This is a genomic window from Hymenobacter seoulensis (assembly GCF_054780535.1).
In genome coordinates this window covers 761,289-788,242 of sequence record NZ_BAAGWD010000002.1, presented here as the reverse complement: position 1 = coordinate 788,242, position 26,954 = coordinate 761,289, and the positions used below count along the sequence as shown (strand labels likewise).

Below are 26,954 nucleotides of genomic sequence, written 5' to 3'. Positions count from 1 at the left end.
GCAAGTAGGTCAGAAACCCGCAGATGGCAATGGCTGCCACTGCCGGATGCGAGCCAGCGCCTCTACTGGCTCCAGTGCTTTTATGCAGGTACACGCCTGAGGCTGAGCACGACACTCCTGGCAATTGGGGCGGTCGAAAACGAGGTATTCTGCATGGCTGCCCAGCGGCGCCCAGCGCCCAGGGTGCATAGGCCGGATGGGCGGATACAGGCCCAGCGCATGTCGGCCCAGAGCCGCAGCCAAGTGCAACGGCCCCGTACTACCAGCTACCAGCCCATCGGAAGCATAAATAAAGGCCAAGAGCTGCGGCAAGCTAAGGTGGCCCGTTAGGTCGGCGGCCAGAAACGGCTGGTGCTCCTGGAGCCACTCGCGCAGCTCCTCTCCCTCCGCAGCTGTGCCCGTCACGAAGACGCGGTGGCCAGTTTGGTGTAACAGGCGGGCTAGGGTACCGAAATGTGCCAACCCCCATTCGCGGGCACTACCCCGGCTGCGTGGATGCAGGATTACATTAAGCTGCTCAGGCTTCCGGGCAGCCAATACGCGCTGCAGGTGTTCTGGTATCTCAACCGTGGGCCGGAGCTTCACTAGGGTTGCGGCTTCCGCTAGGCCTAGTACTTCCGCTTGACCCAGCGGCTGGAGCAGTGTTGAGTTCAGCTGAGCTTCGTGCAGCGGCGAGTTTTTGCGACTCAAAGACACCAGCCGGTTGCAAGTCAGCCAATGAAACCACCGGTTGCGCGTGCCAATCCGAAGCGGGATACCGGCTTGCCGCGCCAACCGGGCCAGATGCTTATTGGGGAAAACGTGCAGAATGGCTTCCGCCTGCTGCTGCCGCAGAGTTACTAGCTGCTCCGGGGCGGGCAACCGTAGTAGGTCGTCGTAATTCAGAAAAGCATCTACCCACGGGCAGGCCTCCGCTACGGCTTGCGTATACGTCCGGCCTAGTAACACAACCCGGCACCCCGGAAACAGCTGCTTCAGGCGGCCGGCTACCGGCAACGTCAGGACTACGTCGCCGATGGCATCCGTGCGGCTGATGAGGAAGGTTTTCATGCGTGGGCTTTGGTTTTCAGCTTAGCGAATTTCAAAAACACGCCCCAAGCCGAAATCAGGGCGATGCTCAGACCCGCAAAACCATCCAGAAAGCCCAATCGGAAAAAGTAGCCATGCACGAACTTCCACCACGGCTTCAGCAGCAAATGAAACAGCGAAACCCGGCGTTTGCCGCGCAACCACAGCTCATCGGCCGCAATGCTGGTGAAGCGGTTGAGTTGGCTTACGTGCTGCGCAATGGAGTCATAGGAGAAATGTAGGGCATCACCGCCCAAGGGAAGAGGCGCCGGCTGGCCCGGTTGCAGCTCATAGCGCTCATGCAACAGCAGGCCTTCCCAACTTCCTAAGCGTCGGTCGTAGAGGCGGAGCTTGCGGTCGGGGTACCAGCCGCCGTGGCGCACCCAGGCGCCGCAGTAGTTAGTGAGGCGAGCCAGCGTGTAGCCCGCACCCTGCCAGTTCTGCTTGGTGGCCAATATGCTCTGGCGCAGCTCATCCGTCAGTACTTCATCGGCATCGAGTTGCAACACATGGTTGAAGCGCGCCTGGGAGGTAGCGAAGTTCTTCTGCTCCACGTAGCCCGCAAAGGCCTGCTGCACCACTCTAGCACCCAGCCCGCGGCAGATTTCCACGGTCCGGTCGGTGGAAAAGCTGTCTACCACCACCACGTCGTCGGCTACTTCGCGCACGGCTTCCAGGCAGCGGGCAATGTTGGCTTCTTCGTTGAAAGTGATGATGACGACGGACAGCGGAATAGCGGGCATAGCGCCGGCAAATATCGGAGTTTTGTTGGGCCCATCATTTCGTCAGGCTGTGAAGGGTGACGTTTGGCCTTGCGCTAGTATTAGGGGTAGTGTTTTCTTGACATCCCTTCTGCTATGCGCTATATATTATGGCTACTGCTCGGGCTTTTGGCTGCCTGCTCAGATCCGGCGGCCCGCTTTGATGAATTTGCGATTCATCATCCAATAAACCTAGCGCGGCACTTGGGCTCAGCTCCCGCCCTAGTCGGGAAGCACGACACTTTGACGCTGCACGTACGCTTCGACCCTACCAGTGGCCACAGCCTTATTACAGCAGAGCCACTAGGCGATACGCTCCTTTTCGCGCCCGTATGGAGGTACAAGCAGCTTTATTACGTAATGGAGCGCCTCCGTACCACCGGCTGCTGGGTGTATGGTATGCAGATAAAGCGCGGCCAGGTGCGGGGCTTGAACACCGGCTACAAACAGATGATCGACTTGACCCAGCTAGTGAAGCAGGAGCACTTCAACGACCTAGTTCGGTATCAAAATGTAGCTGGCGACAGCATCCGGCTACGGTTTGATAAAGCCGTCCTCCACAGCTTTTACGTGGCCGAGCTAGACAGTGTACCGGTTTACAGGATTTTGTCCGTCAGAGACCAGCCAGCGGTAGCTGCGTCGGCTATTCAGCCCGCCCTTTTCCCTAATCCGGCCAGCACTACCACCACGCTTACGTTGCAAGAAGGATCTGTTTACACAGTGTTTCTGTATGACAGCAACGGAGAGCAACTCAATACCTGGCGTACCAGCGCCTCTCAGCTCTCGTTGTCAGTCCGGGAGTTAAAGGCTGGAACATACCTAGTGCGTAGTGTCTCTGGTGATAACAGGCGCCAAGCGTATACCTCACGGTTAGTGGTAGAGCACTGAGCTTCCATAATAAAAGAGCGGCATCCGAACTCTAGCCCTTGCGTATAGCCACCCAGCTTCTAACTCAACAGCACATGACCTCAGCACCGCCGATTGCCCTTGTTACGGGTGCCACTTCCGGAATTGGAAAAGTAACGGCCCAGGAACTTAGTCGGCAGGGGTTTCATGTGGTACTGCTAGCCCGCAACGCCGACAAAGCCGCCACTACCCGGCAACAGATTCAGGAAGCGGTTGGCCTAGGGCATCGGGTAGATGTGCTGCTCTGCGATTTATCGGATCTGGAGCAGGTGCGCCGGGCCGGAGCTGAGTTCAACCAGCGTTATCAGCACCTCGATGTACTGGTGAATAATGCCGGCCTCTTGTTTGGCCAGCCCCGGCAGCTATCCAACGATGGCTTTGAAATGACGCTGGCCACCAACCACCTCGGACCATTTTTACTTACCGCATTGCTCTTTGAGCGGCTGCAGCAAAGCCCGGCGGCACGCATCATCAATGTAGCGTCCATGGGCTATAAGCTAGCCAAACCGCGGCTCGATGATCTGAACCAAGACCAGGGCTATAGCCCCTTGCAACAATACGGCAACACAAAGCTCTACAATATCCTGTTCACGCAGGAGCTAGCCCGCCAGCTTCGCGAGCGAGGCATTTCCAACGTCGTCACGAACAGCTTGCACCCGGGCGTTATCGCCAGCAACTTCGGCGACAACGCCAAAGGCTGGCTAGCGAAGGGCACCAAGCTGCTGCGCCCATTCATGATTTCAACCGAGAAAGGAGCCGAGACTACCCTGTATTTGGCCACAAACCCAGCGGCCGGACAAGTCAGTGGCGGCTTCTTCGCCAAAAAGAAAGCCGAGCCTGTAAAGCACGCTTTCAATACGCCTCAGAACACGCTCCAGCTGTGGCTGGAAACAGAACGGATGGTGCAGCGCAATTTCTTTCAGGACTAGCCCCCTACAAACAAAAAACCCGCCCGGCGTAGTGCCAGGCGGGTTTTCTTGTATTCGCTAGGTCGAAACGGCTTAGTAACGGTACAGGTCCGACTTGAAGGGGCCTTCCACTGGTACGTTGATGTACTCGGCCTGCTTCGGCTTCAGCTCGTCCAGCTCCACACCAATTTTGGCGAGGTGCAGGCGGGCTACCTTCTCATCGAGGTGCTTGGGTAGGGTGTACACTTTGTTTTCGTACTGATCAGCGTTCTGCCACAGCTCCAGCTGCGCCAGCGTCTGGTTCGTGAACGAGTTCGACATTACAAACGATGGGTGACCGGTAGCGCAACCTAGGTTTACCAAGCGGCCTTCGGCGAGGATAATTACCTCTTTACCATCGATGTTGTAGATGTCAACCTGTGGCTTTACCGTGTCTTTGGTGTGGCCATAGTTTTTGTTGAGCCATGCCATGTCAATTTCATCGTCGAAGTGACCGATGTTGCAGACAATGGCTTTGTCCTTGAGGGCCCGGAACGAAGCTTCCGTAATGATGTCGCAGTTGCCGGTGGCAGTTACCACGATATCAGCTTCTTTGATGGCATTCTCCATCTTCTTCACCGCGTAGCCGTCCATAGCAGCCTGCAGAGCGCAGATGGGGTCAATTTCCGTTACGATAACGCGGGCGCCAGCACCACGCAGGGAAGCGGCAGTACCTTTTCCTACGTCGCCGTAACCAGCTACTACGGCAATTTTACCGGCCATCATCACGTCGGTAGCGCGGCGAATGGCGTCTACCGCCGACTCTTTGCAACCGTACTTGTTATCGAACTTCGATTTGGTAACCGAGTCGTTTACGTTGAAGGCTGGCATAGGAAGCGTGCCATTCTTAACACGGTCCAGCAGGCGCAATACGCCCGTAGTAGTTTCTTCCGATAGACCTTTGATGCCGCTAGCCAGCTCAGGGTACTGATTCAGCACCATGTTGGTCAGGTCGCCGCCGTCATCGAGAATCATGTTCAGAGGCTGACGCTCCTCGCCAAACCACAGAGTTTGCTCGATGCACCAGTTGAATTCTTCCTCGTTCATGCCCTTCCAAGCATACACTGGGATGCCCGCCGCCGCAATAGCAGCCGCCGCATGGTCCTGGGTAGAGAAGATGTTGCACGACGACCACGTAACGTCAGCACCCAGCGCAATCAGCGTTTCGATGAGGACAGCGGTTTGAATGGTCATGTGCAGGCAACCGGCAATGCGCGCACCTTTTAGGGGCTGGCTGGCGCCGTATTCCTCACGAAGAGCCATCAAACCGGGCATTTCTGCTTCGGCCAGACGGATTTCTTTCCGGCCCCATTCGGCCAGAGACATGTCTTTTACTTTGTACGGAGCGTAAGCCGTAGTCTTGGTATCAACCATGATGTAGATAGCTGGATGCGTTGTCGCTTTTCAACCACAAAGGTACTCAATTTGTTGCTGTTTTTCTGCCGCCGCTGACAGTCAGCGCTTTAAACAGAAAAGCCTACCCTCTGATGAAGGTAGGCTTTCCGGAAGGTTAAAGCAACAGTGCTACCTAGTTGTTTTGGATGATAACAGCTTGAGCCTGTTGAGCAGCAGGAACTCCTGCGCCAGCAATGCCACGTACTACAACCGTGTATATCTTACCGGCTTCAAAGGTTTTTGTACCCGTACCGGTGCCAGTTCCATCACCTACTGCTAATACCTGGGTCCGTAGAGTGCCAGTAGATGTTACACTCAGGTTAAGAGGCCCGGCGTTCACCACCACAAAACCAGAGGCGGCGGCAAATGCTACATCCGGGGTCAGATCGGTGTAAGCACCACCGGGCACCGGAGAAGGCACGCTCAGTCTGACAGGGGAGGGAGCACCTACAGCTAAGTGCACCAAACGGATTTTTGCCTGGTTAGCAGCGGGCACTGACAAGTCATCTGTCACGGGCAACAGCGCTGCACTACCAATACTAGCGGTGGGCGAGTATACAAAAACCGAGTAATTCTGGTCTTTCGAAAGAGTTAAGGCTTGCTGAGTGGCTGTCTGAGTGCCGTTATTAATCTTCAGCGTGGGGGCACCAGAGTTTACCTTCAGGTAAGGGCTGCTCTGACCATAGTTCAGCTGCCCTACCTGCTTGTCATCAACCAAGGCTGTTACCTGCGTGTTGACAGAGGCCGCCGCATGCGAAATCAATACACTGCTCTGATCCGGGGCAGCCTCGTTATCGTTGTCATCGGAGCAGGAGGAAAAAGCGAGTGCAGCAGGCAGAAGGGTAAGCAAAGCAGCTGGGCGCAGGAAGGAGTTCAGGGTTTTCATATGCATGAAAATTGGTGAATTGCCCGTCAGAACGAAGGCACTCCTGATTTTGTTGGATGACAACTAAAACTTTTCCTCGACGAATTGCACTTTTTTCTCGCTGGGGCGCTTAGTGACCTGAGTATTTGTGCTGTAAATTTGTCTTCATGCCCCAATTGCTTTCATCCCCTCATTTAGGCGTTTTACGTCGTTCTGCGCTTGTTGCTTCCTGCGTTCTTGGCTTGTCGATGACGAGCAAGGCGCAATTGGCTCCTACCGTTATTCGCCTAAGCCCCGAAGACAAGGAGCGCGGCCTGAATGGGGTGCAGAAAAACTTCTTTTTCACGACAGGATACAGCACCACGGATGCGGATTACCGCAGCGCGGGCTTCTTTGGGCAGCGTTTGCGCCCTTACCTGGCCGGCAATCAGGAGGCGTTGGATAACCTAAACCGTTACCGCCGCCAAAAATGGCTGTTTCTGGCTGAACGCCTTACGTTTGTGAGTGCCGTGGGCCTGTACAGCCAGCAGGTGTTGTCGCTGGATGAAAAGCAGCAGTACTTCAACAACACCCAGCAGGTGGCGGCTGGCGTAGCACTGGCTAGCCTATTAAGCAACATCTTTATTTCGCGCAACACCAACTCGCATTTTCAGCGGGCGGTGGAGTCGTACAACGCAGGTGCTCCGGCGGCCCGGCATGGCGCGCTGCAGCTCCGGCCTACTTCGGTGGGGCTGGCTGCTAGCCGCACCGGCAAGCCAATGCTGGCGTTGAGTTGGAGCCTGCGGTAATACCACTTGCTTTTTTTATTCCGGGCCGAGCCTAGAACGCTTCGTTTGCCAGTTGTGGCAGCGTGGTTTCTGGCTCGGTCCGGAATACTTTTTTTATCTGATGGCTACCAAGTAAGCTGGCGCAAGGGAAACCTCGCGCGTTTCTGCCTACGTTTGGCGCTCCCTTTTGCTTTGCCCGGGGCCTGGCTCACGTCCGACCCTGACGTACTTTCGTAGGAAACCTACATGGAATACCCGCTGCCGACAGCAGCTCGGCGATACGTTGCCGAGCACCTGCACGACGACCCAGCCCAACTTGCTTTGCAAGCCCGCCGCTACCCCGGCCTGCCCATTCCGGACTTGGTTCGCCAAATCCAGGCCCGCCAAAAAGCTCGCGCCAAACTCCCTACCTGGGCCGATAACCCAGACCTCGTTTTTCCGCCCACGCTATCCGTAGAGCAGGCTTCCTCTGCCCGAACTGCCGCGTTTAAAGCCTCTTTGGTGCAGGGAGAAAGGCTAGCAGACCTGACCGGTGGCTTCGGGGTTGACTCGGCATATTTTGCTGCTACCGTGTCCGAGGTGCATTATGTGGAGCGTAATGCGGCACTTACGGATGTAGTGCGCTACAACTTGGCGCAACTAGGTATTGAAAACGTGCAGTGCCACAACGAGGATGCTACGCACTTTTTGCGCAATACGCCGGACACCTTCGATTGGCTATACCTCGACCCCGCACGCCGGGACACAGCCGCCAAGAAAATATTTCGGTTGCAGGATTGTGAGCCCGACGTGCTGCGCATCATGCCGCTGCTGCTGCAAAAAAGCCAGCGCGTACTACTGAAAACTTCGCCTATGCTTGACATTGAGCTGGCCATTCAGGAGTTGCGCCACGTGCGCCGCCTGTGGGTGGTGTCAGTCGATAATGAGTGCAAGGAGGTGTTGTATGAGCTTACCGCGGAACCAGCCGTAGATCCGGAGCGCTTCACGGTGAATTTACTGCGCACAGGCAAGCAGCAGGAGTTTCGGCTGAACCGAGCGCGGGAGGCGCGAGCCATTGCGCGCTACGCCGAGCCGCAACAGTTCCTCTATGAGCCAAATGTAGCCGTATTGAAAGCCGGGGCCTTTAAAAGCATCGGAACGGCTTTTGAGTTGCTGAAACTGCACCAGCACAGTCATCTGTACACCTCCGATACCCTGCGCCCCGAGTTTCCGGGCCGCATTTTCCGAATCAAAGGGGTAGAGAAATACGATGGCCAGGCGTTGCGCACCTACCTGGGACCTGATGTACGGGCCCACGTCACGACGCGCAATTTCCCTGATACCGTAGCTGAGTTCCGGCACCGCACCGGCATTAGAGAAGGCGGCGACCTGTATCTGTTTGCTACCACCAATCTGGAAGGCAAGCTGATGGTGCTGGTCTGCGAGAAGCTGTAACCATAGCATCCAATATAACCGCCCCCGCCTGAACAGTTCTGCTCAGGCGGGGGCGGTTTGGCTATTTGGCGGGGCTAGTCCAGGGGTTGCCTTTCAAGCGGAAACGCCAGGGCAGTGCGGCATCGGCGCCAGCGTAGTCAATGCCCACGCGCGGGGACGCTACTATTTCCGCTCCGTTTACTGCCTCTCCAACGTCCTCCAGCCAGATAGTATCACCTGTCAGATCGGTGCCGTAATGGGCGGTGGTAATACCAAGTGCTTGCGTGAGCAAGCCAGGGCCGCCGGTCAGGTTGCGCTTTACGGAGGACATGTCGCGGCGCAGCAGCATTTCCGGAATTCCCTCCAGCGGCTCCAGCCCCCGAATCAGGACGGCGTCGGCCTTGCCTTCCTCGTTCGTAATAAGGTTGAACAGCGTGTAGCGCCCATAAATCAGGTAGGTATAGGCCACGCCGCCGGGCTCGTACATGATGCGGGTTCGAGCAGTGTAGCGCCCTAGGTGCGAATGGCATGCTTGGTCGTTGAGGTGAGCATACGCCTCCGTCTCGACGATGCGGCCACCCGTCAGGACGCCGTTGATACGGGTGAACAGGTGCTTGCCCAGCAGTTCTTGGGCGATGACAACCGGATCAGGACGCCGGTAAAAGGCCAGGGGAAGTTTCAAGAGCAGCGGTAGAAATAAGGTACAGTTTAACCCAGCGCGCATCGCCTGGCGGCGCCTAGGCCGGCACGCGGGGCAAACCTTCTACGCAAGCCCGGCGCTAAAGCTTCCGTACATTTTCTATCTTTGCGGCTGTAAAGGTGGCCAGACCCTAATTGTGGGGCGAGGCTGAAAAGGGAATTCGGTTTAAATCCGGAGCTGTCCCCGCAACTGTACGCTTCATGAGTTGGTGCGTCACACCAAGCCACTGTTTCTGTGAAAGCTTTCTTAGGAAGGCCCGAGAAATGGGAAGGCGACGCATCTGAAGCAAGCCAGGAGACCTGCCTTTGCATTTCCCATGTTCAGCGCCTGCGGAGGAAGGGCGGAGAATGAATACAGTAGTGGCGTTTCGGCGCCGCAGAGCACCTATCTGTTTTCGGCCTCGGCTTCGAGGAAGGGCTAGTAGCATAGCAATGCACAGTAGCCTGCCCAGAAGTTTTGAACTGAATTTTTCGATTGCGAAAATTTGGTTCGGAAGATGCATTTCAACAAGTGGCTTCTGCTGAAAAAGCAGAGTTGCCGGTTAGCGCTAAGTGCAGGCCTAGTAGCCTGCACGGTGCCCAGCGTGGCGCAATCGGTGATACCGGCTGATTCGGCGCGCATCCAGCAGTTGCCCACGGTGCGGGTGGCCGGTATCCGGCCCGAGCGGTTTGCCGTGGGCAGCCGCCGCATCACCCTCGATTCGCTAGCTCTTGCCACCTACCAAACCGGTACGCTGGCTGATGTGCTAAGCGCGCGCACGGCGCTTTACCTCCGCAACTACGGCCCCGGCCAACTGGCTTCCATCACCATGCGCGGCACCTCGGCGCGCCATACGGCGGTACTCTGGAATGGCTTCAACATCAACTTACCCTCTTTAGGCGAAGCGGACCTAGCCCTTTTTCCGGCCAGCGCCACCACCCGAGTCGATATTCAGCCTGGCCCGGCTAGTGCCACGTACGGCAGCGGCGCCATTGGGGGCACGCTACTGCTTTCAGCGCCGGTGCGCTGGGGCGCGGGCTGGCACGGAAGCGTGCAAAGCGACCTGGGCAGCTTTGGACTGCGCGCCGGCACCGTAGAGGCTGGTTTCAGCAACCAGAAGCTGGCCCTGCGTACCAACCTGCTGTATCGGGAGGCCGAGAACAACTTTCCGTACTTCACTACTGAAGCCATCGGGCGCGTCCGTCGTCGGCAGGAAAACGCGGCCTTCCGGCAGTTTAGCTTCACCCAAGACCTAGCCTTGCGGCTAGGGCAACGTGGCGAGCTGACAGCAGCCGTGTGGCTCACGGACGCCGACCGCCACATTCAGCCCGGCATCGGCACCAATAACACCCACGCCCAGGAACGCGACCAGAGCCGCCGCCTGCTGGCCGGGTATCGGCGCGTAGGCACTACGCATGAGTGGGCCGGGCGCGTGGCGTGGTTTGAAGACATCATCAATTACCGCGACGATGTGAGTGGCCTCAGCGAATCGAGGGTGCGTACAACCCAGGCACAGGTTGAACACACGTGGCGGCTGGCACCCAACGCCTCGGTGCGGGCAGGAGCCGAGGCCCAACATTTTGCAGCGCAAGTTGATGGTTATGGTACTGCCCCGCGCACTGAAAACCGCTTTTCCGGCTTCGCGCTGCTGCGCTACGACCCGCGGCCTAGAATACAACTGTCATTGAACCTGCGGCAGGCCGTGCTGCCCGGCCGCCAGCCACCGCTCACGCCCACGCTAGGTGCCGAGTGGCTGGCGCTGCAAACCACTAGCCACGCCATTAGCCTGAAGGGCAACGCCTCGCGCAGCTACCGTGCCCCTACCCTCAACGAGCGATACTGGCGCCCCGGCGGCAACCCCAACCTGCTACCTGAACAAGGGCTGGGCTACGAAGGCGGCTTGGTGCACGTGCTAACCCTAGCACCGGCGCACCTTCGGCTGCAAACCGAGCTAACTGGCTACCACCAGCTAGTAGATAACTGGGTACAATGGACGCCGGGCGTTTCGTATTGGTCGCCGCGCAACCTGCGGCAGGTGTGCGCCCAGGGTCTGGAAGCCAGCACCCAGCTGGAATGGCAGCCGAAAACTTATCATCTCACGGCCCGCGCTTCGTACGGCTTCACCAGCTCGCGCAAAACCAAAGGCACTCCTGATGATGCCGACCCAACCGGCCGGCAGCTGCCCTTTGTACCGATGCATACGGCTGCTTTCAGCACCGACCACCAGTGGCACCAGTGGCAGCTCGGCACTACCCTCACCTTCACGGGCAAGCGGTTTACTGATGCCTCGGCCACGGAGTTCATCCCTTCCTATCTGCTGATAAATGCCGCTGTGGGCCGCACGCTGGTGCTACAGCCCAACTGGAAGCTGCTCGTGCTGGCGCAGGGCTACAACCTCACCAACCAAGACTACCAGAGCTACCAGAACCGCGCCATGCCGCCCCGCTCAGGTGCCCTGAGTTTGCGGCTACTGTGGCGCTGAGGCCAGTTTGTAACAACCAGATTTTTAGCAACATCCCTAACCATTTTTCCTTATTACTTTTCGTATGACACCCTTTTCCGCCCTTTCTGCTCGCTCCCTTCACCTGCTATGGGCTCCGGCTTTGGCACTTAGCCTAGCTTCCTGCGGCTCCGATTCTGATCCGGAAGCAGTTGAGGTGCCTACTAATAGCGTGCTGATTGTAAACGAAGGCAACTTTCAGAAAGCCAATGCCGAAGTAAGCGTGTTCGGCAAAACCAGCGGCAGCCTGCTGTATAAGTCGGCCTTTAGTGCTGCCAACAAGCGCAACCTCGGCGACGTGGCCCAGAGCATCAGCATAAAGGGCAGCACGGCCTATATTGTGGTTAACAATAGCAATAAGCTAGAAGTGGTGTCGCTACCCAACTTCAAATCCGCCACCATTGAGGGACTGAAACTGCCCCGCTATTTCGAGGCCGCTTCCGCCGACAAAGGCTACGTAACGGAAACTGTATCCTACGATGTGCCCGCCGGTCAAGTATCGGTTATCGACCTCAAAACTAACCGCGTTACCAAAAGCATTGCCGTAGGTGCGCAACCCGAGCGGCTATTGGTAGCTGGCAACCGCCTATACGTAACCAACAGCGGCGCCAACACCGTCACGGTCATCAATACCACCACCGACGAGGTAGAAGGCACGATACCCGTGGGCGACTCGCCGAATAGCTTGGTGCAGGACCGCAACGGCAACGTATGGGTACTGAACGGCGGCCAAACCGTGTACAACACCGATTACACCGTGGATTACACGCGCACTACCAAAGGCAGCCTCTCGAAGATTGTGCCCGGCCAGCTCACGGCTACTACCCGCGAGGTAAGCTCCAACCTCAGCTCGCCGGGCCGCCTGGCCATCAACGGGTCCAAAGACCGGCTCTATTACGTGTATCGGGGCGGTGTGTACTCGCTGGGCGTTGATGAGGCCACGCTGCCCACACAGCCCCTGATTCGGCGCAACTTTTATGGCTTGGGCGTTGATCCGCAGGATAACACCATTTACGGTGGCATCGGTAGTTTCACGGCCGCTGACAAGGTAATCCGCTACCGCGCCAACGGTACAGCCATTGATTCCTTTACTGTTAATATCGGCCCGAACGGTTTTGCCTTTTACTAGGCCTAGGCAAGCAATAAACCTTACCCTATCTATACACAAAAAGCCGCCCCACATTGGGGCGGCTTTTTGTGTATAGATAGGGTAAGGCCGCGCATTAGTCGGCTATGCCATCGTTGTTTTTGTCTTTGCGGTTGGCCGCATCTTCATAAACTTCCCGGCCTGTCGGGCTGTTGTCGGTACTGCGGTTCAGGCCGGAGGTGGCTGAGTCACCGCCAGTTGTGTTGTTGGGCATGTTAGCCGCCGGATCTTTTGACTTATAGTCGCCACGCTCTACGTTGGTAGCGCCAGCCTTTTCGCCAGTGTCGCATGCCGTGAGTGAACCAACCAAAACAGCCGCAACAGCTACGGCACGCAGGAGAACAAAGATTTTCATGTTACTAGGGAGCAAGAGCAGTGAAAAGAAACATTATTTTGTGCTTTACGGCTGACCGCGCCCCTGGTTTTTACGTAGGATGATTTCTCGTTCTACTAGCATACCTCACTACCAAACCCTACTACGCGCTCATGTTACATTGGTACCCCTGACCCCTGCCTCGCTCCGGCCGACGGAAGCTGCCGAAATAAATCGGGCAAGTATATTTGTCTACTTTTCGCAGCTGCCATGAACCGACCCTTTGTTCATCCTGACGTCATCCGAGCGCTGTTGCGACGAGCTGGTATTCTGGCCGGTATCAGTTTTCTATTAGCTCTGATGCTGGTGGCGTACCTGTTTGGTGTTCAGGACCACTTCTTTAGCCGTTTGTTCGGCGCTTTTTTAGTATTTTTCTGGCTACTGGCCGTAACGTTCCTAGGGGTTGTCCCTTTTGTGAACTGGGCGGCGGTCAGTTGGTTTGGGAAAGAATGGGCCGAAACGCCGTCGAAACCAGTTCGACGCTCAAAGCCCGCCTCTACCCCAACTACAACCCATAAACCCACGCGAACCGCAACGCGGCTGAACTCAACTCAACATCCGTGAAAACGACGCTCCTCCACATCAAGAACATGGTTTGCCCACGCTGCATTGATGCCGTGCGCAGTCTTCTCGAACAGGCTGGCTACCGCCCCACCGACGTTACGTTGGGCCAAGCACAGCTCGACCAAAGTACCCCCGTCGACCCTGCCTCCGTGGCTCCTATTCTGCGTGAAGCAGGCTTTGACGTGCTCATGGGCCGCGCCGACCAGCTCACTGAGCAAATTAAAGGTGCCTTGGTTGAATACCTAGAGCACCTGCGCACCGCCCGCATGCCGCTTACTACCTCGGCTTTCCTCACCGACCGGTTTGCCGCTACCTACTCACATCTGAGCAAGGTGTTTTCGCGCACTGCCAACCTCACCATCGAGAAATACCTGATCCGCCTGAAAATTGAGCGCGTGAAGGAGATGCTGAGCTACAATGAAATGACCCTCAGCGAAATTGCCGAGCACATGCGCTACAGCTCAGGCCAGCACCTAAGCAACCAGTTCCGCCAGGTAACCGGCCGCTCAGTAAGCGAATTTCGCCGCGACCTGATGCCTAAGCGTTTGTCGATGGACCAACTGGCTTAAGCGTACGCACGCCCCATACATACAAGCGCCCTGATGTAGCTACGGCTGAATCAGGGCGTTTTTTGTTATACGTAGGCACCGTTCCGGTTGCGGTGCTTGGCCACTAGGCAGTAGCCTGAGGCAAAGCGCCGTTTGCGGAGTTATCTTTGCGGCACCTTTGCCGCTAGTCTGTGGTTGTTGCTGCCGTGTCTACTCTTCGCATTCTGCTCATTACCCCGCCGCTTACGCAGCTGAATACGCCGTACCCCGCAACGGCCTATTTGAAGGGCTTTTTGGGCGGGCGCGGCTACCACGTTACGCAGGCCGATCTGGGCCTGGAGCTGGTATTGAAGCTGTTTTCAAAGGAAGGACTAGGGCGGGTTTTCGCTGAAATCGAAGCCAGCCCGTACAGCCTTTCCGACAATGCCCGGCGCATGGTACGCCTCCAACGGAGCTACCTCAGCACCATTGAGCCGGTTATCCGCTTTCTGCAGAATAAAGACAACACGCTGGCGCCGCGCATCTGCCACTCGCGCTTTTTGCCTGAGGCCAGCCGCTTTGACAACGTAGCCGACCTAGAAACGGCTTTCGGCACCATGGGCCTTACGGATCAGGCTCGCCATCTTGCCACACTCTACCTCGAAGACCTCGGCGACCTGATTAAGGAAACCGTGGGCCCGCAGTTCGGCTTCTCGCGCTACGCTGAGAAGCTAGGTATGTCGGCTACTACGTTTGATGCCTTACACGAAGCCCTGCAAACCGAACCCAATCTACTGGACCGCATGCTCTTGGAGCTACTTGATGACCTAGTAGCCCGCGTGCAGCCCGATGTAGCCGGCTTTACGGTTCCGTTTCCGGGCAACCTGTATGGGGCATTGCGCCTGGCCGGCCGAATCAAGGAAACCAGCCCCGCCACCAAGACGATGATGGGCGGTGGCTACCCCAACACAGAATTGCGCAATCTGAAAGAGCCGCGCTTCTTCGATTACATCGACTTTCTGACTCTCGACGACGGGGAAGGGCCTTGGCTGCGGTTGCTGGAACACTTGAGCGAAGAGAAAGACCGTCATGCTGCGCTTCCCGGAGCATCCCTACAGCTGGCTAACTCCTGGCGTGGGGACGAAGCGGTACAGATGCTTCGGCAAGCGCAGCATGAGGTTGTAGCATACAAGGAATTAGCGTTTCAGCGCACCTTTTTGCGCAATGAGGCCGGTGAGGTACAATACATCAACCACCCGCACCCCGATGTGCCGCACCACGAAGTTGGCACCCCAGATTATTCCGATTTGCCACTGAGCGAGTACCTCTCCGTAATTGAGGTGCTGAACCCCATGCACCGCCTCTGGAGCGACGGGCGCTGGAATAAGCTCACGGTGGCACACGGCTGCTATTGGAAGCGCTGCTCCTTCTGCGACGTAACGCTCGACTACATCTCGCGCTACGAAACCGCGCCCAGCACGCTGCTAGTTGACCGCATTGAGCAGATTGTAGCGCAAACCGGGCAGACTGGCTTTCACTTTGTGGACGAAGCCGCCCCGCCCCTAGCCTTGCGCGACCTAGCCATTGAGCTGCTGAAGCGGCAGGTGAATATCACGTGGTGGGGCAATATCCGCTTTGAGAAGACCTTCACGCCCGACCTTTGCCGCCTGTTGGCAGCTAGTGGCTGTATTGCGGTAAGCGGAGGCCTGGAAGTGGCCTCCGACCGACTCCTGGCCATGATGGAAAAGGGCGTAACCATTGCGCAAGTAGCCCGCGTGACGGATGGTTTTACGCAAGCCGGTATTATGGTGCACGCTTACCTCATGTATGGCTTCCCTACCCAAACGGCCCTAGAAACCATCGATTCGTTGGAAGTGGTGCGGCAGCTGTTTGCCGCCGGCATCGTGCAAAGCGGTTACTGGCACCGTTTCTCGATGACTGCGCACTCACCAGTAGGCAAAAACCCCACGAAATATAAGGTAGCGGCCGTGGGTCCGGAGCCTGGCCCGTTTGCCTGGAACGACCTGTGGCACGACGACCCCACCGGCACCGACCACGAAGCTTTCGGCCCGGGGCTGGCAAAAGCCTTGTACAATTACCTGCACGGCGTGGCCCTCACGGAGCCGCTCAGTTTCTGGTTTGATTTCCGGACGCCCAAGACCACAGTGCCGCGCCATCTGATTCAGCAGGCCTTGCAGGAGCCCACCAAGTCCGATGCCGCCCGCCCCAACAACCGGCTGTTCTGGCTGGGCAATGCCCCTGAGCTGCGGTATGAGTCGGGCAAGAAAGGGCAGCGGGCCGTACTAACCTTCTATGAGCAGGCCGAGGATTTCGAAATTCAGGTGCCCGGCGTGCTAGGCCCCTGGCTGCACGAACTGCTCACTACCCTCAGCCACGACTACGACACCAAAGTGCTGCTGAAAGATGCGGCGGTTTCTTACCCCGCCGGGGCTAGCCAACCGTGGGAGCAGTTTTTACTTTCTGCGGGGTGGCAGCAGCTGCGCGAAAAAGGCCTGCTGGTGCTCTAGGCCCTACTTATCGGGTAACCGCCTGGAGCCACTCTATTACTCCGTCCCAGTAACCGGGGGTAGGTTTAGGCCATTGCCACTGCCCATCGGGGCCGGTGCGGCCGGGCTGCGTGAAGTCAGCGGTGGCTTGCGCATATTCACGCACTTGTTTGTTGTTGCGGCGGCCCAGGGCAGTGCGCATCCGGCGGGCACTTTCTTTTACCTGCACCGTTGTATCGAGCCCAGCATACAGGGCCAGCACCGGAATGCGCTGCTTGTTTAGCGGCTGATACGCACTGGCTTGCTCTCGAGTGGCAGCCGGAGCGGCCTCCAGTACCACAAAAGCCGCTAACGGTTGGGCTTGGGCCGCAGCTTTGGCAACCTGAGGCGCGGCACTACCCCTACCCCAGCAACCAACCTTCGTGGAGTCGACGCTGGACTGGCGCCGCAATGCCTGCAAAGCCCCGGCAGTAGCCTGGAAAATGGTTGAGTCGGTAGCGCTACGGGGTTCAGGAGTGATGACCAGCAGGGTAACAAAGCCGCGCCGCGCTAGATACGTAGCTCGCGCCTGCGCGGTAGCCTGGGTGCTACGAAAGGCCATTAATGCCACGGCCGGATGCTGCAGCAAGGTGTCGTCGGGCACCAACAAACGACTTGTCTGGTCATAGCCGGCGTATCGAAGCGGAAACTTCTGTTCCCGAAACCCACGCGCGGGCGCTTCGCCACGGCGCACCCACACGAAGTCAGACTGCACCCCGTTCCAGCTCAACACTCCCCGCAGAAAGTCGCCTTCGCGCACGGCCTGGACCATAACTCCACTCGCGCGGCCAGGCTCTTGCTCCAGCAGCAGCTGCGGTTCGCGGTAGCTGGGCCGAATAGCGTCGAACTCCAGGCCAGGCAGTTGCGGGAAGCTTACTTCCGCCTGCAACTTGCCCTCGGTGCTGGTGCGCAAATCAAGTGCAACTCGCAACTCAGTTCCTTGATAACTGATCGGCCCCTCATAATGCCCCACCGGCAGCGGAGCCGTTGGCTGCTTACCAGAGCCCGACTCGGTAGAACACGCCGCGGCCAGCAGCAACCACGCTCCGCAGGCAACTCTAAGCGACCACGCACAAACTGACCGAACTGGTATCAAACGCAACAGGCTAAGAGGAATACGTGTGCCAAAGGTACAGGAGTGGCAGCAATTCAGGACGCGTTACCGCTTCGGCTCAAAACCTGCTACCCTTCAAGGGAGAGCCAAACGCTTCAAGGAGTTGAGCTCGGCGTGGGCAGTTGCGCTAGGCCTTGCTGCTGCTCAAACCGTGCCTACTGCCCTAAAAAGCTGCTGCGCTTAATGCAGTCCTTTGCGCAGAATAAAATCGTTCTGCTCATCGGTGCCTACCATAAATTTTTGCTCACCAATGCGCTTGAAGCCGAACCGCTGGTAAAACTCCAGCGCCCGCGTATTTTTTTCCCACACCCCCAGCACAAGGGCACGGCTTCCCTGCTGGCGCGCCTCTTCAATGGCGCGGCGCATGAGGGTGGCCCCTAACCCCGTTCCAATCCATTCCTCATCCACGTACAGGCGCTCGATTTCCAGGCGGTCCTCGGGGGTTTTACCCGGGTCGAGGCCTAGGGTGGAGTGCAGCTTCAACTTGGCATAGCCCACCACTTCCTGCACCATTTGCGCCAACAGAAACACCGTATTGGGGTCTTGTAGCTCAGCTAGCTGCTTTTCGGGGCTGAAGGTGGCATCTTCATAAGCGGCCATATCCTCGGGGCGATTGTGCGCGGCGTACGTGTCATGAAACATACGGCGGCCCATTTCGGCCAGTTGGTTGGCCGTGGCGCTGTTGCGTTTGGCAACCAGAATGCGGAGCGGTGAAGTCATAAAGTCAAAAACCAAGGCGGCAAGAAGCCGCAAAGGTACAGGTACTAATCTATGGTGTCATTGCCGCGCCGTTCGCGCCAGCCGTAGCGCAGCAGCAGCATAGCTCCTACCAGCATCATCAGGTTCAGAACCAGTTGAGTAGATGTTATTGCCTCCGTTCCTAACCGCTGATATTCCTGATACACCACCCACAACCGCAGCAACTGGCCCAGCAACAGCAAAAAGCCAGCTGTGAGAAACATCCAGGCCACTAAGCGGCGCGTTTTGGGTGGAAGAGGCCACGACATACGTAACAGTGCTATAGTTCGGCGCAGCTACGCTACGCGTATTGTAAAGATTCGTCTGTACTCCGGCGTACGTGAAAATGTCGTCCAAGGATAAACCGCGCAGGTTGCTCAGGCTTGCCTTACCCAATGCTTTCTTGGAAATTGATTTTACCCACGTACTTTTGCTTTACCACGCGGGAGTAGCTCAGTTGGTAGAGCATCAGCTTCCCAAGCTGAGGGTCGCGAGTTCGAGCCTCGTTTCCCGCTCATTGTAAATCAGCCACTTGCCTCTAGAGGTAAGTGGCTTTTTTATTGGCAGTGTACACGCTGGTTTATACAAGTAGAGGCCCTAGGCCGGTAAAAGCCAGGAAGCCCAGTTTGTGAGAGGCGCCAGATTCAGCTACCGACTGCTAAACCTGGCCACTGCCTTATCTGCAAGTCAGTCAGGTTTATGACGTTAGTAACCTCCTACGATGCATCCAGGGCCTGCTGCAGCGCTTCCAGAAACAGCCCAACATGATACCCATCGGCGAGGCCATGGTGGGCATTGATGGCAATGGGGAGCATCAGCTTACCTTCTTTCTGCTGAGCGCGGCCAACGGAAATTTTGGGAATGCTGTCCGTATGCCGGAACGAACGGGCGTGCGTGAGGCCCGTGAAGGAAAACCACGGCACTGCTGAAAAATGCACTACATCGGGCCGGCCGGTAGTGTCATTCAGGCGCAGGCCCGGCGTTTGGCGAACAGCTTCTATTTCGGCTGCTAGGCCTACCCCGAATTCGGTCAGAGAGGCTGTATAGGGGATAAAGGAAAACCCAAACGTGGTATCAGGGCGCATGAGGGTGGCTGATACGTGCACCTGATCATAGCAGTACACCTGCCCATCTTCGATCCGATACCGGAATGCCTCTACCGCATTCACGGCCTGCAGAGTACAATGCAGGTACATCTGAAAAAAAGACACGCCCAACGTTTTGGCCCGGGCGTACGCGTGGGTAGCATCTACGTCGGCTACTATGCCAAATAAGGGCTCTTCAAAGGTTGAGAAAAAGGCAAAATGCTCCCGCCGGCTCCACGTAGCCAGATCTATTTGCTGCTTCATAGGCAAGCAAGTTCGATAACTTTGTGCTTCTAACCTCACCTTACTGCGCAGTGCCTGCTCCCCGCCTTATTGCTTTCGATGCCGACGATACCCTCTGGCCGAACCAGCCTCACTTCGATTATGCGGAGGCGAGACTCTACGAATTGCTTACCCATTATGGCGAGCCTAGTGTAATAGGAAGCCGCTTTAATGAGGTGCAACAGCAGAATATGCGGCTGTTTGGCTACGGCGCCAAGTCGTTTATGCTGTCGATGATTGAGTCGGTAATTCAGCTGACCGATGGTGCCGTAACGGGCTCCGAGATTCAGCAGATACTAGACCACGGCAAGCGCTTGCTCGACTTTCCTATTGAGTTGCTGCCCGCAGCGCCGGAAGTACTAGGTGCCCTTAAGCAGCAAGGCTACCCACTGATGCTGGTTACGAAAGGCGACTTGTTCGACCAGGAAAGCAAGCTGGCTCGCTCCGGCCTGGGCGACTTGTTTGACCATGTGGAGATTGTAAGCGAGAAGAATGAGGCGACGTACAGCCGCATCCTAACCCGCTACCAGGTGGCGCCCGCCGAGTTTCTGATGATTGGCAACTCGCTGAAATCAGATGTACTGCCGGTAGCCCGACTAGGTGCCCAGGCGGTACATATCCCCTACTATACCACCTGGATTATGGAAGAAGTAGCGGCGGAACACCTGGTAGGTGTTGAGTTCAAACAGCTTTCCTCCCTAGCCGAAGTGCCCGCTTACATAGCTGAGCAAGCTGGTCGTTGATACCATACAGTTGCGCCCGATGCAGGGGCTAGTACCTTCCTTAAAATAACACCGGCCCGGTTAAAACTCTAGAGTAGAGCTTTGACCGGGCCGGTTTTGTGGTTTGGCTAGTAACCTGGGCTAGTCGCGCTTGGTTTTAAGCACTTGCTTGAGGCCAGCTAGTTCATCGCGGAGCTTGGCGGCGGTCAAGAAGTCGAGGTCTTTGGCGGCGGCTTCCATCTGCTTTTCGGTCTGCTTAATAAGCTTTTCCAGATCAACCTTACTCATCATGGACACCACTGGCTCAGCCGCAATGGCCATCGTCGTATCCGAGTCTGGTCCAATGTAGGCCTGCGCTTCCACAATGCGGTAGTCGGACAAGGACGTTTGCTCCATGATGGCCTCCCGCGACTTCCGAACGGTACGGGGCGTAATGCCGTGCTCCTCGTTGTAGGCCAGCTGGGTGGCGCGACGGCGGTTGGTTTCATCAATAGCGCGTTGCATGGAGCCCGTAATGCGGTCGGCGTACATAATCACCTTGCCCCGGTCGTTTCGGGCGGCGCGGCCCATCGTCTGGATCAGGCTGCGCTGGTCGCGCAGAAAGCCTTCTTTATCGGCGTCCAGAATGGCTACCAAGCTTACTTCCGGCAAGTCAAGGCCTTCGCGCAGCAGGTTTACGCCAATCAGCACATCAATTTCGCCAAGGCGCAACTGGCGCAGAATCTCCACGCGGTCCAGCGTTTTCACATCGGAGTGCACGTAGCTAGACTTAATGCCCAAGCGCTCCATATATTTTTGGAGTTCTTCGGCCATGCGCTTGGTAAGGGTAGTTACCAGCACCCGGTCGCCCATTTTCACGCGGTTATCCACCTCGTCCAACAGGTCGTCAATCTGGTTGGTACTGGGGCGGATATCAATTTCAGGATCCAAGAGGCCCGTGGGCCGAATAATCTGCTCCACTACTACCCCATTCGCCTGCGTCAACTCATAATCGGCGGGCGTAGCCGACACGAACACGGCCTGGCGTACCATGCCCTCAAACTCATTAAACGTGAGCGGGCGGTTGTCCATGGCCGAGGGAAGCCGGAAGCCGTACTCCACAAGCGCCGTTTTACGGCTCCGGTCGCCGCCCCACATGGCCCGGATCTGGGGCATGGTGGCGTGGCTTTCGTCTACTACCAAGAGGTAGTCGTCGGGGAAGTAATCGAGCAGGCAGAAGGGCCGGGAGCCGGGCTGGCGGCCATCAAAATAGCGGGAGTAGTTCTCAATACCAGAGCAGTAGCCTAGCTCCCGAATCATTTCCAGGTCGAACTCGGTGCGCTCCATAATGCGCTTGGCTTCAGAGTCGCGCCCTTCTTTCTCGAAGTACGCGTGCTGCTGCACCATGTCGAACTGAATTTCCTTGATGGCCTGGTTGAGCGTATCCTTGCCGGTTACGAACAACTGCGCGGGGTAGAGCGTCACGGATTTCTCATCGGCGAGCTTCTTGCCGCTGACGGGGTCAATCTTGTGAATGGCCTCGATTTCGTCGCCGTAGAAGAAAATACGGTAGGCGTGATCGGCGTAGGCCGGAAACAAATCCACGGTGTCGCCCTTCACCCGGAACGTGCCACGCGTGAACTCCGTCTCGGTGCGCGAATACAGAATCTGGACAAAGGAATAGAGCAGGTTGTTGCGCGAGTACCGCAGGCCGGGGGCCAGGTAAATCACGTTTTTACCAAACTCCTCGGGGTTACCAATACCATAGATGCACGACACCGACGCAATGACAATTACATCGCGGCGGCCGCTGAGCAGCGTAGAGGTAGTATGCAGGCGCAACTTCTCGATTTCCTGGTTGATGGCCAGGTCTTTCTCGATGAAGACGTCGGTGCTGGCAATGTAAGCTTCGGGCTGATAGTAGTCGTAGTAGCTGATGTAGTACTCGACGGCATTATTGGGGAAAAACTGCTTGAACTCACCGTAGAGCTGGGCCGCCAGAGTTTTGTTGTGGCAAAGTACGAGGGCAGGCTTGCCGGTTTGGGCAATAACGTTGGCCATCGTGAAGGTCTTGCCCGTACCCGTGGCCCCGAGCAGTACCTGCGCCGGCTCGCCGTTATTCACGCCCTCTACCAGTTGGGCAATGGCCCGCGGCTGGTCGCCGGTTGGTTTGAATTCTGAGGTCAGTTGGTAGTGCATACAGGGAAATATAGGCCAGAAAGGGTAGCCTATGATAACTCATTTCCAGATGAGGAGGTTTCTTGGAACCAAAAAAACCCGTCCGGACAAGGAACAGGTTTTTTGTAAGCTTGGGATGAATGCTTCGGTTAGCGGCGTGTAAGGCGGAACGTGGCAGTTTTGGGCTCGGCCTGGTTGGCAACAGAAGGGTAGGGTTCTACAGATTCCAGATGCACCCAATACGGCACGGCATCTACTTCCACGGCTGCTGAGTCGTTTTTGCAGGCGCCCAGACATAGGGTTGCGGCTTGACGACCACCTAGTGAACCGCGCACCTCCACTGTAGCGTTGGCCTGGCCCTGCCAGATACAGTCGGTGTTGGCTGGGCAACGGGAATCAGAAATATTGAGCAGCGTAAGCTCAACGGTTTTGTCGCTGGCACGCACGGCTTTGCTCTCGGTGGCCCGAAGCTGCACGGCACCATCAGCAGGAGCTGCCGCTTCGTGTTTGCATTGTACTAGGCCTAGCGTGCTGCCTAAGGCCAACCAAAAGAGAAGCGCTTTCATCGTCTTTCCTGCAAAAAGTAAAACAAAACGGTTCGTACCGACCTGAGGCCTAGCGCGGGTCGCGCCAGATCAGAACCGGGTTGGTGGCCGCGGTGGCAAAATCGGTGCAGCGGCCGTCGCCGTAGTTGCTGGCGCCCCCGGCGGCGGCGCACAGCACGTTGCCACAGGCATCAAACAGGTAGCTGTAGTTGGTGGAGCTACCGCCCGTTACCAGATATACCGTTTTGCCTTTGTAAGTGTATTGGGTTACCTCCGCCGCCGGAGTTTGCTTAGGCTTTTGCTTGAGCTGCTCAATAAGAGTATCGGAGAAGTTACTAGGGCAAGCCAAGTTTACATCCTCCAGAGAGGTAGAGCAGGAAGTAGCCCCAGCCAACGGCAGTAGCCACAACAACGCGTAGGTAAAAAAGCGGTTCATATAGGGTAAAAGGCACTAGGCCGGTACTACTGAGCAACTGGCTGGGGCTTCACGGAGCCAAACTCCACGCTGGCTTCCAGGCTGAGGCTATAAGGCCGACTCTGGTTCATGGGGCGCTGGCTGGGGTGTGCATTGAGGGTTGTGAGGCCAGCTTCTGCTACGGGGCCTACCACCAGGTTCCAGGCTGCCGCCGCTGGCTGATAGCGCACCCCGGCACCACCGCGCACCGAGGTCAGCACGTGCCTGTACGGCGACTCAGCAGACCGCAGAGTGTAGGTGCGGGTAGCTTCTGGTGAGCCTTCCAACTCCGAGCGGCTGTTCAGCAGCAAGCCTACGGCCGCGCCTACTTTGGCATAGAGCGTTACGCCCGGTTTGGTCGAGCCATAGCGCACTTCTACCGGAACCGAAGCCGTCCGATACCGATAGGAAGTGGTACGAGGCTGAGGCGAGTAGGACATAGCAACGGCTGGGCGGCTAAACAAGTCAGCAGCTTCGCGGCCTACCTGCTTGCCATCAACAAAGCCATAGGTAGTGGCCGAAGTGGCACGCTGATCAGCTACTTCAGCGCCGGAAAGCAAGGTCCACCGGTCGTTGAGGGCGTAGGAAGCTTTCAGGGCCACGCGCTGGCTGACACCGGCCCGCAGGTTGCGGCGGTATTCGTTTTCGGCGTCGTCTTGGTAATAATTACGCAGGGCGTTGGTTACGGGGTCAGCGGCCAGGCGGCCATCGGTGTGCGAGAAATTGATGTTCGGGTTATAACTACCCACTGCATAGCCACCACCCAGGCGCAGCCGACGCCACAGCTTTGGGGTTTCTTTGCGCTCCGGCTCCACAGCGGCCAGCTCTTTACTAGCGGCGGCCAGCTGCGGTGCGGCCAGCAAGGAAGGCTTCAGCGTATCGGGGCGGGCTAGGCTACCTAGCAGGCGGCGCAGCTGGGCGGTGCGGTTTTCCACGCTGCCATAACCGCCCTGGAATCCTTCATTTCCTGACCCCGAACCGCTGGCGAACAAGGCCGCCAGACCATTGGAGTACGAACCGGCGCTCCGGCTACTAGCTGCCTCAGAATCCGAAGCTGAGTAGAGGCTGCCCAGCAAACCCGCTACCCCGCCCGACGATGCAGGCGAAGCGGAACTAGCCACTGCATTATTGAAACGATCAGCAAGCGCGGCGTCGGAAGTAGCACCAGAGCCCGTTGCGCCAGAGGTGGCTTGGTCATATGCAGCCAAGAAATCAGCGCCGGCACCACGGGAGCCTTCGGAACCTGAAGCACTGGCCACAGCGCCCGCCTGCGGTAGTTGGGCAGTTCCGTTGGCACCACCTTCAGCAGAAGTAGCTGGAGAGGTAGTTGCCAGCTCCGGGCCAAAGGTTTGGCCGGTTTGCCAGAGTAGGGCCCAGCCACCAAAGCCCAGGGCCAGCAGCAAACAGGCGGCGGCTACCCAGCGGTGCACCACGAGGCGGCGGCGGAATACCACGTTTTCCTGCACTACCTGTTCGTTCTGCTGTACCACCAGCTCATGGTCGAGCTGGTCCCAGAAGCTGGCGCGCGGAGTTACCTCAGCCTCGGCAAATTTCTGCCGAAACAGGTGCTCCAGGTCGCCGGTGGGGCGCTGATCGGGAGTGTTGGGCGTATTATTAGGAGCGGATGCTGCCATGTGTGCGGTGGGCGTCGAGACGCTCGATTTTATTTTTCAAAATGGCCCGTGCTCTAGAGTACTGCGACTTGCTGGTACCCTCCGAGATGTTCAACATCTCGCCGATTTCCTTGTGGCCGTAGCCTTCAATGGCGAAAAGGTTAAACACCATGCGGTAGCGCGGTGCGAGGTCCTGAATCATGTTCAGCAGCTCCTCGAAATTGTAATTAGAAAGCGTGAATTCTTCGCCGGCCAGGTCTTCGGGGTATTCGCCCCCGTCGCTTACGGCTACCAACGGCGCGTTGCGGCGGTGCTGGCGGAGGGCGGCGTTGACCATGATACGGCGAATCCAAAATTCCAGCGGACACTCGCGGCGGAAGCTGGCCAGATTTTTAAATACCGTCAGAAAACCTTCCTGCAACACGTCTTCGGCCTCAAAGGTGGTTTGGGCGTAACGCAGACACACGGCCATCATGCGGCTCGCGAATCGTTCGTACAGGTACTTCTGCATCAGGCGGCTACCAGCGAGGCAGCCATCAATCAGCTCCAGATCGGAGAGCTGGGAAGGCGGGGTCAGGGTACGCACAGGAGCGGCTAACGACGGGGATACGGACTCGGAGCGTGCCATAGTGGCACCGCTTGGCAACAGGCTGCGCAGCCCGCCTCCTGCCAATGCCGCCGAAAGGGCGCTCATTGGGAGTTCCGGCCCTGGCAGGTTCCGGCGTTAAGGTGCTCACCAGCGGCTTGCCCCCTGTGAGGCTGAGTTCCGCGCAAGTAAGAATGCTGCATAAGCTGCAAAGTCGGATAGAAATAAGTCAATAATCCTTCACCCTGGAAAGGAAGGTTGTGCTGGTAAGAGGCCGCCCAAGCGGTTGAAGGTTGCATACGGGCTAGTGTTTTTTCGTAACCGCTACAAATAGGGCCGAAGCAGGAATTCTAGTTCTTAAAAATAAACAAATCAACAACCTTAACCAGATAACCCATGTATTAACATTGATTAACAAGCCGCCTCTATGTTACCCTCTCATAACTATTGTTCGTAACAGAATACACTGTTGAGGTTGAACCGAGGCCTAAGGCCTGTTTACCCGCTTTGCTTCCCATTTTCACCATACCCAATTCCTGCTTATGAAAACGATTGTCCTGTTTTACTCCACGTATGGCCACGTCTGGAAATTGGCCGAGGCTATTGCCGAAGGCGCCCGCGAAGTTGCTGGCAATGAAGTAGTGGTAAAGCGTGTACCGGAAACGCTGCCTGCTGCCCTGCTCGATAAAATTGGCGCAACTCAGGCCCAGAAAGCGTTTGAGCACGTGCCGGTGGCTACCCCCGAGGAGCTGGCCGACTACGACGCCATCATCATCGGAACGCCAACGCGCTACGGCAACGCCTGCGGCCAGATTCAGGCCTACCTCGACTCGACGGGCGCATTGTGGGCACAGGGCAAGTTGATCGGCAAGGCGGCGGGTGCTTTCGTGAGCACGGCTACGCAGCATGGCGGACAGGAAACCACTATTCGGGCGTTGCACACGGCCTTGCTGCACCACGGCTGCGTGATTGTGGGCCTGCCTTACGCGTGGCAGGGCCAAATGGGCCACGAGGAAGTAACCGGTGGCACGCCCTACGGTGCCAGCACCGTGGCCGGCGGCCAGGGCGAGCGACAGCCGAGCGCCAATGAGCTGGAAGGAGCCCGCCACCAGGGCAAATACACCGCTGAAATTGCCAGCAAACTGGCGCGCTAGGTAGCACCAGAAGATAAACCGTAACGGCCGCTTTCCTTGGGGTTAA

At 57.2% G+C, this 26,954-nt stretch carries 26 protein-coding genes, 1 tRNA gene and 1 riboswitch; of the genes, 12 read left to right on the top strand and 15 right to left on the bottom strand.

Going from position 1 to position 26,954, the window contains the following annotated elements; translation table 11 throughout:
* Window positions 1-9: 9 nt before the first annotated feature.
* A complete protein-coding gene (locus tag ACYVHC_RS11175; RefSeq protein WP_460613807.1) occupies window positions 10-1,050 on the bottom strand; it encodes a glycosyltransferase family 9 protein in 1,041 nt (346 codons plus the stop codon).
* Window positions 1,047-1,811 carry a glycosyltransferase family 2 protein gene (locus tag ACYVHC_RS11170; RefSeq protein ID WP_460613806.1) on the bottom strand — a complete coding sequence of 255 codons (765 nt, stop codon included), beginning with the start codon at window positions 1,809-1,811 and terminating at the stop codon, window positions 1,047-1,049. Before ACYVHC_RS11170 ends, ACYVHC_RS11175 begins: the two co-directional genes overlap by 4 nt.
* Before the next feature lie 114 nt (window positions 1,812-1,925).
* Here ACYVHC_RS11170 and ACYVHC_RS11165 point away from each other — a divergent pair, with 114 nt between their 5' ends.
* Both ACYVHC_RS11165 and ACYVHC_RS11160 read left to right on the top strand, forming a co-directional pair.
* Window positions 1,926-2,717: a T9SS type A sorting domain-containing protein gene (locus ACYVHC_RS11165; protein WP_460613805.1), complete on the top strand. Its 792-nt coding sequence runs from the start codon at window positions 1,926-1,928 to the stop codon at window positions 2,715-2,717.
* Between the two features lie 74 nt (window positions 2,718-2,791).
* Window positions 2,792-3,664, top strand: a complete 873-nt coding sequence (locus ACYVHC_RS11160) for an SDR family oxidoreductase (protein ID WP_460613804.1) — start codon at window positions 2,792-2,794, stop codon at window positions 3,662-3,664.
* A 72-nt stretch (window positions 3,665-3,736) separates the two neighbouring features.
* Here ACYVHC_RS11160 and ahcY read toward each other — a convergent pair whose 3' ends face one another.
* Window positions 3,737-5,056: an adenosylhomocysteinase gene (gene ahcY, locus ACYVHC_RS11155; protein ID WP_460613803.1), complete on the bottom strand. Its 1,320-nt coding sequence runs from the start codon at window positions 5,054-5,056 to the stop codon at window positions 3,737-3,739.
* Between the two features lie 154 nt (window positions 5,057-5,210).
* The gene (locus ACYVHC_RS11150; RefSeq protein WP_460613802.1) at window positions 5,211-5,963 is read right to left on the bottom strand and encodes a DUF4397 domain-containing protein; all 753 of its coding nucleotides are present in this window, start codon (window positions 5,961-5,963) and stop codon (window positions 5,211-5,213) included.
* Window positions 5,964-6,190: 227 nt separating this feature from the next.
* On the opposite strand from ACYVHC_RS11150, the gene ACYVHC_RS11145 reads away from it, so the two are divergent.
* Window positions 6,191-6,730, top strand: coding sequence for a hypothetical protein (locus ACYVHC_RS11145; protein WP_460613801.1), 540 nt, complete (start codon window positions 6,191-6,193; stop codon window positions 6,728-6,730).
* Between the two features lie 225 nt (window positions 6,731-6,955).
* Window positions 6,956-8,143 (top strand): THUMP-like domain-containing protein, encoded by a 1,188-nt coding sequence (locus tag ACYVHC_RS11140; protein ID WP_460613800.1) that lies wholly within the window; start codon window positions 6,956-6,958, stop codon window positions 8,141-8,143.
* A gap of 61 nt (window positions 8,144-8,204) precedes the next feature.
* Here the strand turns inward: ACYVHC_RS11140 and ACYVHC_RS11135 are convergent, their stop codons facing one another.
* Window positions 8,205-8,804, bottom strand: a complete 600-nt coding sequence (locus ACYVHC_RS11135; protein ID WP_460613799.1) for a DNA-3-methyladenine glycosylase — start codon at window positions 8,802-8,804, stop codon at window positions 8,205-8,207.
* 118 nt (window positions 8,805-8,922) lie between these two features.
* A riboswitch (cobalamin riboswitch) is annotated at window positions 8,923-9,143 on the top strand.
* 175 nt (window positions 9,144-9,318) lie between these two features.
* Between ACYVHC_RS11135 and ACYVHC_RS11130 the strand changes: the two genes are divergently transcribed.
* Together ACYVHC_RS11130 and ACYVHC_RS11125 are read left to right on the top strand one after the other, a co-directional pair.
* On the top strand, window positions 9,319-11,283 hold the full coding sequence (locus tag ACYVHC_RS11130) for a TonB-dependent receptor (protein ID WP_460613798.1): 1,965 nt from the start codon (window positions 9,319-9,321) through the stop codon (window positions 11,281-11,283).
* Between the two features lie 64 nt (window positions 11,284-11,347).
* The gene (locus ACYVHC_RS11125; protein ID WP_460613797.1) at window positions 11,348-12,430 is read left to right on the top strand and encodes a YncE family protein; all 1,083 of its coding nucleotides are present in this window, start codon (window positions 11,348-11,350) and stop codon (window positions 12,428-12,430) included.
* A gap of 94 nt (window positions 12,431-12,524) precedes the next feature.
* On the opposite strand, the gene ACYVHC_RS11120 is transcribed toward ACYVHC_RS11125, so the two are convergent.
* Window positions 12,525-12,803 (bottom strand): hypothetical protein, encoded by a 279-nt coding sequence (locus ACYVHC_RS11120; protein WP_460613796.1) that lies wholly within the window; start codon window positions 12,801-12,803, stop codon window positions 12,525-12,527.
* A gap of 228 nt (window positions 12,804-13,031) precedes the next feature.
* Here ACYVHC_RS11120 and ACYVHC_RS11115 point away from each other — a divergent pair, with 228 nt between their 5' ends.
* The 3 genes from ACYVHC_RS11115 to ACYVHC_RS11105 all read left to right on the top strand — a co-directional run bounded on the left by ACYVHC_RS11115 (window position 13,032) and on the right by ACYVHC_RS11105 (window position 16,440).
* Window positions 13,032-13,385 carry a hypothetical protein gene (locus ACYVHC_RS11115; RefSeq protein ID WP_460613795.1) on the top strand — a complete coding sequence of 118 codons (354 nt, stop codon included), beginning with the start codon at window positions 13,032-13,034 and terminating at the stop codon, window positions 13,383-13,385.
* Window positions 13,382-13,954, top strand: coding sequence for an AraC family transcriptional regulator (locus tag ACYVHC_RS11110; protein ID WP_460613794.1), 573 nt, complete (start codon window positions 13,382-13,384; stop codon window positions 13,952-13,954). Before ACYVHC_RS11115 ends, ACYVHC_RS11110 begins: the two co-directional genes overlap by 4 nt.
* 185 nt (window positions 13,955-14,139) lie before the next feature.
* Window positions 14,140-16,440 carry a B12-binding domain-containing radical SAM protein gene (locus ACYVHC_RS11105; RefSeq protein WP_460613793.1) on the top strand — a complete coding sequence of 767 codons (2,301 nt, stop codon included), beginning with the start codon at window positions 14,140-14,142 and terminating at the stop codon, window positions 16,438-16,440.
* Between the two features lie 7 nt (window positions 16,441-16,447).
* On the opposite strand, the gene ACYVHC_RS11100 is transcribed toward ACYVHC_RS11105, so the two are convergent.
* The 3 genes from ACYVHC_RS11100 to ACYVHC_RS11090 all read right to left on the bottom strand — a co-directional run bounded on the left by ACYVHC_RS11100 (window position 16,448) and on the right by ACYVHC_RS11090 (window position 18,579).
* Window positions 16,448-17,389 (bottom strand): dienelactone hydrolase family protein, encoded by a 942-nt coding sequence (locus tag ACYVHC_RS11100; RefSeq protein ID WP_460613792.1) that lies wholly within the window; start codon window positions 17,387-17,389, stop codon window positions 16,448-16,450.
* A 363-nt stretch (window positions 17,390-17,752) separates the two neighbouring features.
* The gene (locus ACYVHC_RS11095) at window positions 17,753-18,292 is read right to left on the bottom strand and encodes a GNAT family N-acetyltransferase (protein ID WP_460613791.1); all 540 of its coding nucleotides are present in this window, start codon (window positions 18,290-18,292) and stop codon (window positions 17,753-17,755) included.
* A gap of 44 nt (window positions 18,293-18,336) precedes the next feature.
* Window positions 18,337-18,579 carry a hypothetical protein gene (locus tag ACYVHC_RS11090; protein WP_460613790.1) on the bottom strand — a complete coding sequence of 81 codons (243 nt, stop codon included), beginning with the start codon at window positions 18,577-18,579 and terminating at the stop codon, window positions 18,337-18,339.
* A 173-nt stretch (window positions 18,580-18,752) separates the two neighbouring features.
* Between ACYVHC_RS11090 and ACYVHC_RS11085 the strand changes: the two genes are divergently transcribed.
* A tRNA-Gly gene (locus ACYVHC_RS11085) sits at window positions 18,753-18,825 on the top strand.
* Window positions 18,826-19,026: 201 nt separating this feature from the next.
* Here the strand turns inward: ACYVHC_RS11085 and ACYVHC_RS11080 are convergent.
* Entirely contained in the window at window positions 19,027-19,659 is a 633-nt protein-coding gene (locus tag ACYVHC_RS11080; RefSeq protein WP_460613789.1) for a CatA-like O-acetyltransferase, read from the bottom strand.
* A gap of 50 nt (window positions 19,660-19,709) precedes the next feature.
* Between ACYVHC_RS11080 and ACYVHC_RS11075 the strand changes: the two genes are divergently transcribed.
* Window positions 19,710-20,420 (top strand): HAD family hydrolase, encoded by a 711-nt coding sequence (locus tag ACYVHC_RS11075; RefSeq protein ID WP_460613788.1) that lies wholly within the window; start codon window positions 19,710-19,712, stop codon window positions 20,418-20,420.
* Between the two features lie 120 nt (window positions 20,421-20,540).
* Here the strand turns inward: ACYVHC_RS11075 and uvrB are convergent, their stop codons facing one another.
* The 5 genes from uvrB to ACYVHC_RS11050 all read right to left on the bottom strand — a co-directional run bounded on the left by uvrB (window position 20,541) and on the right by ACYVHC_RS11050 (window position 25,796).
* Window positions 20,541-22,577, bottom strand: coding sequence for an excinuclease ABC subunit UvrB (uvrB, locus tag ACYVHC_RS11070; RefSeq protein ID WP_460613787.1), 2,037 nt, complete (start codon window positions 22,575-22,577; stop codon window positions 20,541-20,543).
* A 128-nt stretch (window positions 22,578-22,705) separates the two neighbouring features.
* A complete protein-coding gene (locus ACYVHC_RS11065) occupies window positions 22,706-23,122 on the bottom strand; it encodes a hypothetical protein (protein WP_460613786.1) in 417 nt (138 codons plus the stop codon).
* A gap of 49 nt (window positions 23,123-23,171) precedes the next feature.
* Complete coding sequence (locus ACYVHC_RS11060) at window positions 23,172-23,537, bottom strand: DUF6970 domain-containing protein (protein ID WP_460613785.1); 366 nt, start codon at window positions 23,535-23,537, stop codon at window positions 23,172-23,174.
* Between the two features lie 26 nt (window positions 23,538-23,563).
* Window positions 23,564-25,189: a hypothetical protein gene (locus tag ACYVHC_RS11055; protein WP_460613784.1), complete on the bottom strand. Its 1,626-nt coding sequence runs from the start codon at window positions 25,187-25,189 to the stop codon at window positions 23,564-23,566.
* Window positions 25,170-25,796, bottom strand: a complete 627-nt coding sequence (locus tag ACYVHC_RS11050) for an RNA polymerase sigma factor (protein ID WP_460613783.1) — start codon at window positions 25,794-25,796, stop codon at window positions 25,170-25,172. Before ACYVHC_RS11050 ends, ACYVHC_RS11055 begins: the two co-directional genes overlap by 20 nt.
* Window positions 25,797-26,296: 500 nt before the next feature.
* On the opposite strand from ACYVHC_RS11050, the gene wrbA reads away from it, so the two are divergent.
* The gene (wrbA, locus tag ACYVHC_RS11045) at window positions 26,297-26,908 is read left to right on the top strand and encodes an NAD(P)H:quinone oxidoreductase (RefSeq protein WP_460613782.1); all 612 of its coding nucleotides are present in this window, start codon (window positions 26,297-26,299) and stop codon (window positions 26,906-26,908) included.
* Window positions 26,909-26,954: the final 46 nt, after the last annotated feature.